Below are 12,845 nucleotides of genomic sequence, written 5' to 3'. Positions count from 1 at the left end.
ATAGAAGAGCAGGGGTCCATCCATGAAAGTGCTGATTGTCATACTGTTTCTGGCGATTGTGGCCAGCTTGGGCTCGGCCCTGATATTCCTGATGCAGGACCGGGGCGGCAGCAGCCGGATGGCCTGGGCCCTGACTTGGCGCGTGGGTTTGTCGATCGCCCTGTTCTTGTTGCTGTTGCTGGCCCACGCGCTGGGCTGGATCAATGCGACCGGTGTGCCGGTCGGGTAGGTCGATGCCCCCCGCCGGCACATCGGCTGTTTATACCCAGTAGACGAAGATGTACAGGCCCAGCCAGACCACGTCGACGAAGTGCCAGTACCAGGCCGCGCCTTCGAAGCCAAAATGGTTTTCGGCCGTGAAGTGGCCGCGTACCAGACGGAACCAGATCACCGTCAGCATGGTGGCGCCCAGAATCACGTGGAAACCGTGAAAGCCGGTCAGCATGTAGAACAGCGCCCCGAACGCGCCGGACGTGAAGCGCAGGTTCAGTTCGGTGTAGGCATGATGGTATTCATAGGCCTGGCAGCCGACGAAGGTGAAGCCCAGGATGATCGTGACGGCCAGCCAGAAGATCGCTTTGGGCCGATGGGCGGCGCGCAACGCGTGGTGGGCGATGGTCAGGGTCAGGGCCGAGGACAGCAGCAGCGCGGTGTTGATGGTGGGCAGCCAGAACGGGCCCACCGATTTGAACGGCGCGATGGTGCCGGCCGGGCCGAGGTTAGGCCAGGTGCCCGCGAAATTCGGCCACAGCCAGGTTTGGGAATCCAGGGTGCTCAGCCAGGGGGTGGAGACTTCCCGGGTGTACCACAGGGCGCCGAAAAAGGCCGAAAAGAACATGACCTCGGAAAAAATGAACCAGGTCATGCTCCAGCGATAGGAATGGTCGATGCGCTGGCTGTTCAGGCCGCCTTCGGATTCGCGGATGGCATCCCCGAACCAGCCGAATAGCACCATGAACATGCACAGGATGCCGGCGACGCATAGCCAGGGGCCGAACGCGTAGCCGTTGACCCAAAAGGCCGCGCCCAGCAGCGTGGCCAGCATGCAGAGGCTGCCCCGGATGGGGTGAGCCGAGCCAGGCGGAACATAGTAGTAAGGAGCCTTGCCGCTATGCGCTGTCTGTGCAACTGCTGTCATGTTGTTCTCCTCTTTCTGATTCTAGGCTGTGACCAGCCGGACGGCCAGTAACAGCAGCAATATGAATATCAGCCCGCCCAGCAGGCCTGCCACGATCAGGTGCGCCGGGCCGATGCGATTCAGATCGTCATCGTGTCCGGATCGTTTGCGCAGACCCAGGAAGGCCCAGGCAATGGTGCGCACCGACCGCAGAAAATTACCCGGACCGCTCAATCGACGACCCCGTATAGATTGGCGCGGACAAAGGTCCAGACCAGGATGGCGATGGCAAACAAGGCCAGGGTCCATCCGGTGCGGCGGTTGCGGCGACGTTGTTCAGGGGTCATGACGGGTTCCGGGTTCCTGGTCTGTGCGTGGTCAGCCTTCATACTGGGGCGGGGTGACGAAGGTGTGGTGGGGGGCCGGCGAAGGCACCGTCCATTCCAGGCCTTCGGCGCTTTCCCAGGGGCAGGCCGCCACGGTGGGACCGGTGCTGCGCACGGCCTTGACCACCACGTAGATGAAGATCAGTTGCGACAGGCCGAACCAGAAAGCGCCGATGGTGGCCACCTGGTGGAAGGTCGTGAACTGCGCGGCATAATCGGCGTAGCGGCGCGGCATGCCCGCCAGGCCCAGGAAGTGCATGGGGAAGAACGCCACGTTGAAGGAGATCATGCTGCTCCAGAAGTGCAGCTTGCCCAGTTTTTCATCGTACATGTGGCCGCACCATTTCGGCAGCCAGTAATAGGCGGCGCCAAACAGGGCGAACAGCGACCCGGCCACCAGCACGTAGTGGAAGTGAGCCACCACGTAATAGGTGTCCTGGGCCTGGATGTCGATGGGCGCGATGGCCAGCACCAGTCCGGTGAAGCCGCCGATGGTGAACACGAAGATGAAGCCGATGGCCCACAGCATGGGGGTTTCAAAGGTCATGGATCCGCGCCACATGGTGGCCGTCCAGTTGAAGACCTTGACCCCGGTGGGGATGGAAATCAGCATGGTGCCGTACATGAAGAACAGCTGAGCCGTGACGGGCATGCCGGTGGTGAACATGTGGTGCGCCCACACCAGGAAGGACAGGATGGCGATGGCGCAGATGGCGTAGACCATGGAGGCGTAGCCGAACAGGCGCTTGCGGGCGAAGGTGGGGATGATCTGCGACACGATGCCGAAGGCCGGCAGAATCATGATGTAGACCTCCGGGTGCCCGAAGAACCAGAATACGTGCTGGTACAGCACCGGGTCGCCGCCGCCGGCGGCATTGAAGAAGTGGGTGCCGAAATGGCGGTCGGTCAGCAGCATGGTGACGGCGGCGGCCAGCACCGGCATGACGGCCAGCAGCAGGTAGGCCGTGACCAGCCAGGACCAGCAGAACATCGGCATCTTCATCAGCGTCATGCCGGGGGCGCGCATGTTCAGGATGGTGACGATGATGTTGATCGCCCCCATGATGGACGAGGCGCCCAGGATGTGCACGGCGAAGATGGCGAAGTCCATGCCCGGCCCCATCTGCAGGGACAGCGGCGCGTACATGGTCCAGCCGGATGCATTGGCGCCGCCGGGCACGAAGAACGACGAGGTCAGCAGGATGGCGCCCACGGGCAGCAGCCAGAAGCTGAAGTTGTTCATGCGGGCGAAGGCCATGTCGGATGCGCCGATCTGCAGCGGGATCATCCAGTTGGCGAAGCCCACGAAGGCCGGCATGATGGCCCCGAAGATCATGATCAGCCCGTGCATGGTGGTGAACTGGTTGAACAGTTCGGGCTGGAAGAACTGGATGCCGGGTTCGAAGAGTTCCGTGCGCAGCAAGAGCGCCAGGGTGCCGCCTTCCAGCAGCATGCAGAACGAAAAGATCAGGTACATCGTCCCGATGTCTTTGTGGTTCGTGGCGAAGACCCAGCGCCGCCAGCCCGTGGGGACGTGGTCGTGCGCGTGTTCGTCATGACCCACGCTGGGCGGGATGTGGTCTGCGGTGACGCTGCTCATGAATGCCTCCTTCGAGGACGCGCCGCACGCAGGGCGGCGCGGAAAAATAGGGTTCGGGATAATGCCGTTGCGCGACCGATGTCAGCGCAGGGCCTTGACGTCTGACGGCTGCACGACGGGGTCGGGGCCTTGTCCGGCGTTGTCCCAGGCGTTACGGGTATAGGTGATGACGGCGGCCAGCTGGACGTCATTGAGCAGATCGCGGAATGCCGCCATGGCGGTGCCCGGATGGCCATTGAGTTCAGTCAGGATCTGGTCCTTCATGGGCGCCAGGACGTATTTCTTGTCGCCGTTCAAGGCCGGGAATGTGCCCGGAATGCCTTGGCCGTTGGCCTGGTGGCAGGCCACGCAGTTGGCGGCGAAGATTTCCTTGCCCTTGGCGAAGAGTTCGTCCTTGGTCCAGGTCTTGTTGGGATCTTCGGTGGCGGACGCCATCGCGGCTTTTTGATCCTTGACCCACTGGGCGTAGTCTTCGGCGGACTTGACCTCGACCACGATGGGCATGTAGGCGTGGTTCTTGCCGCACAGCTCGGCGCACTGGCCGCGGTAGGTGCCGGTCTTTTCCGCCCGGAACCAGGTGTCGCGCAAGTAGCCGGGCACTGCGTCCTGCTTGACGCCGAAATCGGGCACCATCCAGGAGTGGATGACGTCGGAGGCCGTCAGGACGACGCGGACCTTTTTATCGACCGGCACCACCAGGGGGCGGTCGACTTCCAGCAGGTAGGTATTGCTCTTGGGGGCCTTGCCGTCGATCTGGTCCTGGGGCGTGGACAGATTGGACAGGAAATGCACGCCGGTGGCAGGGCCGTCGAGATATTCGTAGCCCCACTTCCATTGGTAGCCGGTGGCCTTGATGGTGAGGTCGGCGCCCGTGGTGTCCTTCATGGCGACGACCGTGCGGGTGGCCGGGATGGCCATGCCGACGATGATCAGGAAGGGGATGACGGTCCAGGCGAGTTCGATGGACAGGTTTTCATCGAACTTGGCCGCCTTGTAGCCCTTTGATTTCCGGTGCTTGACGATGGAATACAGCATCACGCCGAAAACGCCGATGAAAATGACCGTACAGACGATCAGGATCATCCAGTGCAATTCGTGTATTTCCTGGGAGATCGGCGTGACCCCCGGAGTGACGTTCAGCTGATCGACCGCCGGTCCTCCCGGTATGTCCTGAACCTGCGCGGTAGCGACTGTCATCCACGACAGCGCGATCATGCCCAACAACCCTCTGACCATCTTCATGTTGTCCCTCTGGTTGGTGTGTGTTCTTCGGGGCGGGTTGACCTTCGTCAAAGACACACGAGGGGGAAACGGGCCCTGCACACATGATCGGATCTGCAGACCGTGAATTGCAACAGCTGCGGTCTGAGGTGTCCTTATAAGCTTGAAGGGATTATAGCCAAGCATGTCCGCTTGTACAGGCGGGGTCCGGCGCTATTCATGGGGTTTCGCGGGTTTCCACCTATCCCTTCCGGGCTTCCACTACAATGCTTCGATGGATTCCTCCTCTGCGGTCTTTACCCTGGGCGACGTGTCGGCACGCAGTGCGCGACTGGTGCGCCGCGCCCAGCAGCTGCCGCCGGTCGGCGCCCGGCCGGTGACGGTCGCAGGGCGGGTGGCGGGCTGGATCGGAGCTGCGGCGCTGGCCGCCATCGCCGGCCGCCCGGGTGTCCACATCGAAGCCGAGGCCGCCCATCTGGCGGCGGCTCCGAAGGCGAGGCTGGGCCTGGATGGCGTATTGCGCGATCTGGCCCTGGCGCTGCGGGATGCGGGCTGCATCCGCAGTTGGCGTGACGAATTGCTGGACGTCGTGGCCGAAGGCCGCCTGCTGGGGCATATCGAACGCGGCGCCGTGCGCCCGCTGGGGCTGCTGACGCAGGCCGTGCACCTGAATGGCTGGACGCCGGACGGCCGGCTGTGGGTGGCCCGCCGGTCGCTCGACAAATCCACGGACCCCGGGCTGTGGGATACCTTGTCGGGCGGGCTGGTGGCGGCGGGCGAGGACCCCGCCTCGGCGCTGTTGCGCGAATCCCACGAAGAAGCCGGCCTGGTGCCGGCCGAACTGGCCGCGCACAGCCCCGTGCGCACCGTGTTGCGCATGCATCGCCGCCTGCCCGACGGGTATCAGGTCGAGACCGTGTGTCTCAGCGATTGCGTGCTGGCCGCCGCCACCGCGCCGGCCAATCTGGATGGCGAGGTCCTGGCGTTCCGATGCGTCGACATGGCCGAATTATGGGACATGCTCACGAGCGGCGCCTTTACCCTGGAAGCCGAATTGTGCATTCTGGATTCATTGCGGCAGCGCCTGGCGGCGTCGCCGCGTTCTTGACCCCTTGATTGATGCCGGTCCGAGCCGGCGGAGGTAAACCATCATGGCACAGGAATCCCCCAATCCCTTCGTCCTGCCCGGGTTCGGTCAGCAGGGCGAATCCGCCGGCAATCCCCTGTTCGCCGGCTTGGACATGATGCGCCAGGCCTGGCAGAACCTGGCCGGGCGCGCGGATGCCCCGGCCATGCCGGCCATGTCCCTGGATGAGCTGGACAAGCGCATCCGCGAGTTGCAGACGGTGCAGAACTGGCTGCAACTGAACGCGACGATGCTGGCCAGCACCATCCAGGGGATGGAGATCCAGCGCAGCACGCTCAAAACCCTGCAGTCCTTCGCCGGGGGGGCGTTCCCCGGCATGGCTGACGCGCCCGCGTCCGGGAAACCCAAATCGGCGCGGCCTGCGACGGACGCCCAGGCCGATGACGCCGGCCAGGCCTATGCGCAGGCGGCCGGCGATTGGTGGAATCTGGTGCAGCAGCAGTTCGAACAGCTGCGCGAGGCCACCACCGCCAGCCTGGGCGGCATGGCAGACGCCGCCGAAACCGCAGCGTCTGGCGGGACGGCCGGGAAACCTGCCCGGGCCCGTGCCACGGCCGGCAAGACGGCGGCATCCGCCGGCCGGGCCGGCAAGAAAACCACACGGGCCCCGGCCGCCGCCAAAACCAGCCGCAAATCCAAAACCTGATTCGGCGTTCCGCCCGGCCAGGGGCCGTGTGCCTTTGGCCGGGCGCCCGCCGCGCTCCGGCGCTCGGGCGTAGCGCCCGGCGTCAGGTCCTCACTGTCAATTTTCGATTCTCCATCTATGCTGAACATCATCATTCTGGCCGCGGGCCTGGGCAAGCGCATGCAGTCCGACCTGCCGAAAGTCCTGCATCCGATCGCCGGGCAGCCCATGCTCAGCCATGTGCTGGGCGCGGCCCGATCCCTGAATCCCGACCGTGTAGTGGTCGTGGTGGGCCATGGCGCCGATCGCGTGCAGAACGCCTACGCGGGTCAGGACCTGACATTCGCGCTGCAGCAACCGCAGCAGGGCACCGGTCACGCGGTCATGCAGGCCCTGCCGCATCTGCTGGAAGGCGACGCGGGCGATACCTGCCTGGTCCTGTATGGCGACGTGCCCTTGGTGCAGGCCGCCACGCTGCAGGCGTTGCTGCAGGCGCGCGCCGACGGGCTGGCGCTGCTGACGGAAACATTGGCCGATCCCTCCGGTTATGGGCGCATCGTGCGCGACGCCCAGGGACGCGTGCAGCGCATCGTCGAACATAAAGACGCGGGCGCCGCCGAGCTCGCCATCACCGAGGTCAATACCGGCATCCTGGCCGCCCCCACCGCCGCATTGCGGCGCTGGCTGGGGCAGATCGACAATCGCAACGCCCAGGGCGAATACTATCTGACCGACATCGTCGGGCTGGCGGTGGGTGAAGGCATGCCGGTGGCGCATGCCCAGCCGGCCGCGCACTGGGAAACCCTGGGGGTGAACAGCCGCGTGCAACAGGCGCAGCTGGAACGCATCTGGCAGGGCGAGCAGGCCCGGCGCCTGCTGGAACAAGGCGTGACCCTGGCGGATCCGGCCCGCTTCGACCTGCGCGGCGAACTGAGTTGCGGGCGCGACGTCTTCATCGATGTGGGCTGCGTCTTCGAAGGCCGCGTGCGGCTGGCCGATGGCGCGCGTGTCGGGCCGCATTGCGTGATCCGCGATGCCGATGTCGGCGCCGGGGCGGTGCTGGATGCCTATAGCCATGTCGAAGGCGCCCTGGTGGGCGAGTCCGCGCGCATCGGTCCCTATGCCCGTCTGCGGCCTGGGGCGGACGTCGGCCCCGATGCCCATGTGGGCAATTTCGTCGAGTTGAAGAAAACCCGCCTGGGGCGGGGGTCCAAGGCCAATCACCTGGCGTATCTGGGCGACGCCGTGATCGGTGAACGGGTCAATGTGGGCGCGGGCACCATCACCTGCAATTACGACGGGGTGAACAAATTCCAGACGGTCATCGAAGACGACGCCTTCATCGGCTCGGATACGCAACTGGTCGCCCCTGTGCGGGTCGGCCAGGGGGCGACGCTGGGCGCGGGCACGACGCTGACGCGCGATGCGCCCGCCGGTGAACTGACGCTGTCGCGGCCTCGCCAGCAGACGGTCCAGGGCTGGAAGCGGCCGGCGCGCAAGGCCTGACGTGGCGGCCTGCGCGGGACGCATGCGGGCATCGTTCGGGCTTGCCCTTTAAGCCGGGCGGGGCGGTATCGTGCGCGTTTTGCATCTGAATCTGGAAAAGGGCTGGCGCGGCGGCGAGCGCCAGACGCTGTTCACGCTGCAGGGCTTGCAGGCCGCCGGTCATCAGGTAGCCTTGGCGGCGCGGGCCGGGGGGCCGCTGGCGCAGCGCGCCGAGGCCGCCGGCATTCCGGTCTTCTCGTGTTCGGGCAGCCTGGCGCTGGCGCGGCTGTTGCTGTCGCGGCGCCGTTCCTATGACGTCATCCATGCCCAGACCGCCCAGGCCATGAGCCTGCTGGCTTTCATGCGGCCTGTCTTGCGGGCGGTCCTGGTCTTCACCCGGCGCACCGCTTTCGATGCGCCGGACAGGGTGCGGCGCCAGCGCTGGAAATGGGGTCGGGCCGATGCCCTGGTGGCCATCAGCCAGGCCGCCGCCGCGGCGCCCCGGGCCTGCGGGCTGGCGGCCATCGTGATCCCCAGCGCAGTGGAACCGCATCAGGCGGACCCGGTCCGGGTCGAGGCCTTGCGCCGGCAGTTCGGCCTGGCGGGGCGCCGGGTGCTGGTGACGGCGGCGGCGCTCAGCCCCGAAAAAGACCCCCTGACCCTGATCGAGGCAGTGAACCGCCTGCGCGCGGATCATCCTGACGTGATCTGCCTGCATTGCGGGGCCGACGGCGCGGCGGCCGACGCCGCTCGCGCCCGGGTGCAGGCCCTGGGCCTGCAGGACCATTACCGTTTCGCTGGCTTTCAGGGGCAGGTGGGGGATTGCCTGGCCTTGGGGGATGTCTACGTCAGCAGCTCGCGATTCGAGGCCCTGGGCACCAGTGTGCTGGATGCCTGCCTGGCCGGGCTGCCCGTGGTCGCCACGGACGTGGGCGGCCACGGGGAAATCCTGGACCCGGATCGTGGTCTGTTGGCGCCGGCCGGCGACGATCTGGCCATGGCCAGGCGCATCGCCTGGGTGCTGGATCATGCGGATGCCGCGCAGGCCATGGCCCGGCGGGCGCAGGCGCACGTGGCGCAGGCATATTCAGTCCCGACGATGGTGGCCGCGTATCAACAGCTATACGGCCGCTTGATGCCCGTCTAGCGGGCGCGGGCCTATAGCGGGCGCAGGGCGTCTTTGTAATGCGCAGCGCGGGCGGCGTAGTCGGCGGCGCTGCGCTGCAGGGCGGCGACTTCCTCGTCCGACAGCGTGCGCACGGCCTTGGCGGGCGCGCCCAGGATCAGGGATCGTTCGGGGAAGGTCTTGCCTTCGGTGACGAGCGCCCCGGCGCCCACCAGGCTGTGGCGGCCGATGACGGCGCCGTTCAGCACGATGGCCTGGATGCCGATCAGGGAGCCGTCTTCGATGGTGCAGCCGTGCAGCATGGCCTGGTGGCCGACCGTGACCTGCCGGCCGATGGTCAGCGGCTTGCCCTTGTCGACGTGCAGCACGGCGCCTTCCTGGATGTTGGATTGTTCGCCGATGGCAATGGGTTCATTGTCGGCGCGAATCACGGCGCCCGCCCAGACGCTGGTGCCGGCCTGCAGCGTCGCTGCGCCGATCACGGTGGCCTCGGCGGCGATGAAGGCGGAAGGATCGATGTGCGGGGTCAGATCCCCCAGGGCGTAACAGGTCATGGGTCGGTGCTCCGGATCGGGGCCGTGTGGCTGGATGCCAACAAGGATACCAGCCTCGCAAGCGGAGAGGGTAGCCCGCCTATAATCGCGCCATGACAACCCGTATCCTGATCGTCCGCACCTCCTCGCTGGGAGACCTGGTGCACATGCTGCCGGCCATCTCCGACATCGCCCGGCACGTGCCAGGCGCGCAGATCGATTGGATCGCCGAGGAGTCCTTCGCCGAGATCCCCGCCTGGCATCCGGCCGTCCATGAGGTCATTTCCGTGGCGCACCGGCGTTGGCGCAAACACTGGTGGGACGCACAGACGCGCCGCGAACGGGCAGCCTTGCGCGCGAATCTGGCAGCGCGGCAGTACGACGTCATCCTGGACATGCAGGCCTTGCTGAAATCGGTCTGGCTGGTGCGCCAGGCGCGGGGCCTGCGCCATGGATTGGATTGGAAATCCGCCCGTGAACCCCTGGCGTCCCTGTTCTACGACGTCAAGCACCGGGTGGAGTTCTGGCAGCCGGCCATCGTCCGCCAGCGCGCGCTGGCGGCGGCGGCTTTCGGCTACGCCTGCGACGGATCGCCCGATTTCGGCCTGCGGTCCATCACCGATGGCGTGGAGATCGAGCCGACGGCCGTGATCATGCCGTCGGCCAGCCGTGACGACAAGCTCTGGCCGGCCGGTCATTGGCGGCAGGTTTTCGACCATCTGCAGGCCCGGGGCCTGACCTTGCGCCTGCTGGCGGGCAATGACGCGGAACAGGCGCGGGCCCGCGAGTTGATCCAGGGGCGCGACGGGGCCGAGGTCCTGCCGCGGCTGGGGTTGCGCCAGGTGGCCGATCAGTTGGCGCGGGCTCGGGTCATGGTGGGGCTGGACAGCGGCCTGACGCACCTGAGCGCCGGCCTGGGGCGTCCCACCATCGGTATCTATAAGGCGTCCACGCCGGTGCGCACCCCGCTGCAAGGCGCGGCCTACACGGCCAGTCTGGGGGAACGGGGCCAGGAACCCGATGCCGGACAGGTGCTGGCAGCCATCGATGCCGCTCTGGATGCGGCCCGGCCGGATCCGGCGCAATGATCCGCTGCGCGTATTCCCTGCTGCTGGTGCTGCTGTCGCCGCTGCTGCTGGCCTGGATGGGGCTGCGGGCCCGCAGGGCGGGTGGGCGGTGGGCGGTGCTGGATGGCACGCGCTTTGGCCGGTATCGGGCGGCGCCGCCCGCCGCTGGCGCGATCTGGATCCATGCCGTCAGCCTGGGCGAGACCCGGGCCGCTCAGCCGCTGATCCGGGCGCTGCTGGATCGGGGCCATCGCGTGTTGCTGACGCATCTGACCGCGACCGGGCGGGCCGAGGGCCTGCGGGTGTATGCGGCGGATCTCGATCAAGGCGCTTTGCAGCAGGCCTGGCTGCCTTACGATTTTCCCGGCGCGACGCGCCGGTTCCTGCGGCAGTATCGGCCCTCCCTGGGGGTGTTGATCGAACGCGAACTCTGGCCCAATCTGGTCCACGCCGCGCAGCGGGCGGGGGTCCCCCTGGTCCTGGCCAGCGCCCGCCTGTCCGACGCCGCCTTGCATCGCTCCCAGCGCCTGGGCGGCCTGATGCGCCAGGCGTACGGCGGCATCGCCCGCACCTACGCCCAGTCGCTGGCGGATGCCCAGCGGCTGGAACGCGCCGGCGCGCGCCAGGTCAGCGTCTCCGGCAACTTCAAATTCGATGTCCGGTTGGATCAGGACAAGGCCGCGCGCGGGCGGGCGTTTGCAGCGCAACTGGGTCGCCGGGTGATCGCCATTGCCAGCACGCGCGAAGGCGAGGATCGGGTCTTCATCCAGGCCATTCGCCGTGTGCGCGACCGGGCGGCGGCGACGGGGGCGGAATCCGCCCCGCCGCTGTTCCTGCTGATCCCCAGGCATCCCCAGCGTTTTGACCAGGCCGCCGCCCAGTTGCAGGCGGCCGGCCTGCCGTTCGTGCGGCGCACGCGGTTGCTGGAGCTGGGCGACGGGGGCAGTTCCGCGCTGGCTGCGTGTCGTCAGGCGGCGGTGCTGCTGGGCGATACCCTGGGGGAAATGCCCTGGTATTACGCCGGCAGCCAGGTGGCGATCGTCGGCGGCAGTTTCGCGCCGCTGGGCGGGCAGAATTTCATCGAGGCCAGCGCGCTGGGCTGTCCGGTCATCGTCGGACCGCATACGGCGCATTTCCAGCAGGCCGTGGCCGATGCGCAGGCGGCCGGCGCCATCGTCCAGGCGTCCGATCCCGATCAGGCGGTGCGCCAGGCCCTGAAGTGGCTGGATGATCCGGCGCTTGCCGCGCAGGTGGGGCAGGCCGGCAGCCATTGGGTGCGGCAGCACGCGGGCGCCGTGGCCCGGGTGATCAACGGGATCGAGGATCTGCTGACGCAGCGGATTGCCTAGCGCGCCCTTCGGAGTAGCCGAGCAGGGCGCTGCCTGCGTCCGCCGCCTTGCGCCCGGCGGGCGCGGGGGTCAGTCGGCGGTCAGGCCGTGGTATTTCTTGCCCAGGGCGATGGTGGCCTTGAAAAAGCCTTCCTTGCTGCCGCAGTCGTAGCGTTCGCCGACGTAGCGGTGGGCAAAGACCTTGCGGTGCCCCAGCATGGCCGAGATCGCGTCGGTCAGCTGGATTTCCCGGCCGACGCCGGCCTGGGTCTGGCGCAGGAAATCGAAGATTTCCGGTTCCAGCACGTAGCGGCCCACGACGGCCTGATTGGACGGCGCGTCCTGCGGCGCGGGCTTTTCGACGATATGTTCCACCCGGGTGTTGCGGGCATCGACTGCGGACCCTGCAATGATGCCGTATTTGCGTGAATCCCGAGGGTCGATTTCCTGAATGGCCAGTACGCTGCCGTCGTGTTGATGGGCCGCGTCCACCAGTTGGCGCGTGACGGCCGTGTCGGCGTCCAGCAGGTCGTCGGCCAGCAGCACGGCGAAGGGCTCGTTGCCGACGATGGGGGCGGCGCACAATACCGCGTGACCGAGTCCCAGCGGCTGCGCCTGGCGGGTGTAGATGCAGTGCACGTGATCGGGCAGGATGGTGCGGATGGTCTCCAGCAGCGCCTGCTTGTCTTTAGTTTCCAGTTCCGCTTCGAGTTCCGGTGCGCGGTCGAAGTGGTCTTCGATGGCGCGCTTGTTGCGGCCCGTGATGAAGATCAGTTCGGTGATGCCGGCGGCCAGGGCTTCTTCGACGGCGTATTGGATCAATGGCTTGTCGACGATCGGCAGCATTTCCTTGGGCATGGCCTTGGTGGCGGGCAGGAAACGGGTGCCCAGGCCGGCGACCGGGAAGACGGCTTTGCGGATAGGTTTCATCGTGGCGTGAATTCAGGGGGAAGCGGGGCGCTGGGCGTCAGTGCCTGCTGGCTGCGCTGCGACAGGGGGCGCGGCGTGCGGCCTTGTTCGGCGGGCGGGGGGCCGAAAAACCCCTGGCCGTAGGCCAGCAGGGCCAGGTTTGCGGCGACGGCGAGGGTCAGCAGGAAGCGCATGATGCGAAGGGATGTCGGATATCGGCCGCCGAGGAGGCCGGCCGGGATGACGCCGTTGAGGCGATGCAGCGGCCAGTATATCAATTGGCGCGCGGGGCCCGACCGGC

The 12,845-nt window shown here is 66.9% G+C and carries 15 protein-coding genes; 7 read left to right on the top strand and 8 right to left on the bottom strand.

Translation table 11 applies throughout. The features are described 5' to 3' along the window. Positions 1 to 22: 22 nt before the first annotated feature. On the top strand, positions 23 to 229 hold the full coding sequence (locus WBG56_RS01300; RefSeq protein ID WP_424264742.1) for a twin transmembrane helix small protein: 207 nt from the start codon (positions 23 to 25) through the stop codon (positions 227 to 229). A 30-nt stretch (positions 230 to 259) separates the two neighbouring features. On the opposite strand, the gene WBG56_RS01295 is transcribed toward WBG56_RS01300, so the two are convergent. From WBG56_RS01295 to coxB, 5 genes are all read right to left on the bottom strand, one after another. Next, entirely contained in the window at positions 260 to 1,138 is an 879-nt protein-coding gene (locus tag WBG56_RS01295) for a cytochrome c oxidase subunit 3 (RefSeq protein WP_424264741.1), read from the bottom strand. Positions 1,139 to 1,159: 21 nt separating this feature from the next. Continuing rightward, a complete protein-coding gene (locus WBG56_RS01290) occupies positions 1,160 to 1,351 on the bottom strand; it encodes a DUF2970 domain-containing protein (protein ID WP_424264740.1) in 192 nt (63 codons plus the stop codon). Continuing rightward, a complete protein-coding gene (locus tag WBG56_RS01285) occupies positions 1,348 to 1,464 on the bottom strand; it encodes a cytochrome oxidase small assembly protein (RefSeq protein WP_424264739.1) in 117 nt (38 codons plus the stop codon). Before WBG56_RS01285 ends, WBG56_RS01290 begins: the two co-directional genes overlap by 4 nt. 31 nt (positions 1,465 to 1,495) lie before the next feature. Then, positions 1,496 to 3,103 (bottom strand): cytochrome c oxidase subunit I, encoded by a 1,608-nt coding sequence (gene ctaD, locus WBG56_RS01280; RefSeq protein ID WP_424264738.1) that lies wholly within the window; start codon positions 3,101 to 3,103, stop codon positions 1,496 to 1,498. An 81-nt stretch (positions 3,104 to 3,184) separates the two neighbouring features. Further along, positions 3,185 to 4,345, bottom strand: a complete 1,161-nt coding sequence (gene coxB / locus WBG56_RS01275; RefSeq protein WP_424264737.1) for a cytochrome c oxidase subunit II — start codon at positions 4,343 to 4,345, stop codon at positions 3,185 to 3,187. Positions 4,346 to 4,598: 253 nt separating this feature from the next. Between coxB and WBG56_RS01270 the strand changes: the two genes are divergently transcribed. From WBG56_RS01270 to WBG56_RS01255, 4 genes are all read left to right on the top strand, one after another. Further along, positions 4,599 to 5,432 (top strand): NUDIX hydrolase, encoded by an 834-nt coding sequence (locus WBG56_RS01270; protein WP_424264736.1) that lies wholly within the window; start codon positions 4,599 to 4,601, stop codon positions 5,430 to 5,432. A gap of 43 nt (positions 5,433 to 5,475) precedes the next feature. After that, positions 5,476 to 6,117, top strand: a complete 642-nt coding sequence (locus WBG56_RS01265) for a PhaM family polyhydroxyalkanoate granule multifunctional regulatory protein (protein ID WP_424264735.1) — start codon at positions 5,476 to 5,478, stop codon at positions 6,115 to 6,117. A 117-nt stretch (positions 6,118 to 6,234) separates the two neighbouring features. Continuing rightward, positions 6,235 to 7,602, top strand: a complete 1,368-nt coding sequence (gene glmU, locus WBG56_RS01260; RefSeq protein ID WP_424264734.1) for a bifunctional UDP-N-acetylglucosamine diphosphorylase/glucosamine-1-phosphate N-acetyltransferase GlmU — start codon at positions 6,235 to 6,237, stop codon at positions 7,600 to 7,602. 70 nt (positions 7,603 to 7,672) lie between these two features. Beyond that, on the top strand, positions 7,673 to 8,728 hold the full coding sequence (locus tag WBG56_RS01255; RefSeq protein ID WP_424264733.1) for a glycosyltransferase family 4 protein: 1,056 nt from the start codon (positions 7,673 to 7,675) through the stop codon (positions 8,726 to 8,728). A gap of 11 nt (positions 8,729 to 8,739) precedes the next feature. Here the strand turns inward: WBG56_RS01255 and WBG56_RS01250 are convergent, their stop codons facing one another. After that, entirely contained in the window at positions 8,740 to 9,261 is a 522-nt protein-coding gene (locus tag WBG56_RS01250) for a gamma carbonic anhydrase family protein (RefSeq protein WP_424264732.1), read from the bottom strand. A 92-nt stretch (positions 9,262 to 9,353) separates the two neighbouring features. Between WBG56_RS01250 and waaC the strand changes: the two genes are divergently transcribed. Together waaC and WBG56_RS01240 are read left to right on the top strand one after the other, a co-directional pair. Then, positions 9,354 to 10,328 (top strand): lipopolysaccharide heptosyltransferase I, encoded by a 975-nt coding sequence (waaC, locus tag WBG56_RS01245; protein WP_424264731.1) that lies wholly within the window; start codon positions 9,354 to 9,356, stop codon positions 10,326 to 10,328. Beyond that, a complete protein-coding gene (locus WBG56_RS01240) occupies positions 10,325 to 11,656 on the top strand; it encodes a 3-deoxy-D-manno-octulosonic acid transferase (protein ID WP_424264730.1) in 1,332 nt (443 codons plus the stop codon). The genes waaC and WBG56_RS01240 overlap by 4 nt, the downstream gene beginning before the upstream one ends. Before the next feature lie 69 nt (positions 11,657 to 11,725). Here WBG56_RS01240 and galU read toward each other — a convergent pair whose 3' ends face one another. Both galU and WBG56_RS01230 read right to left on the bottom strand, forming a co-directional pair. Continuing rightward, a complete protein-coding gene (galU, locus tag WBG56_RS01235; protein WP_424264729.1) occupies positions 11,726 to 12,565 on the bottom strand; it encodes a UTP--glucose-1-phosphate uridylyltransferase GalU in 840 nt (279 codons plus the stop codon). Continuing rightward, positions 12,562 to 12,738 (bottom strand): hypothetical protein, encoded by a 177-nt coding sequence (locus WBG56_RS01230; protein ID WP_424264728.1) that lies wholly within the window; start codon positions 12,736 to 12,738, stop codon positions 12,562 to 12,564. The genes galU and WBG56_RS01230 overlap by 4 nt, the downstream gene beginning before the upstream one ends. Between the last annotated feature and the right edge of the window lie 107 nt (positions 12,739 to 12,845).

The sequence above is a fragment of the Castellaniella sp. genome, assembly GCF_049671645.1.
Taxonomy (GTDB): Bacteria; Pseudomonadota; Gammaproteobacteria; order Burkholderiales; family Burkholderiaceae_B; genus Castellaniella.
This window is presented reverse-complemented; position numbering and strand designations above follow the sequence as displayed.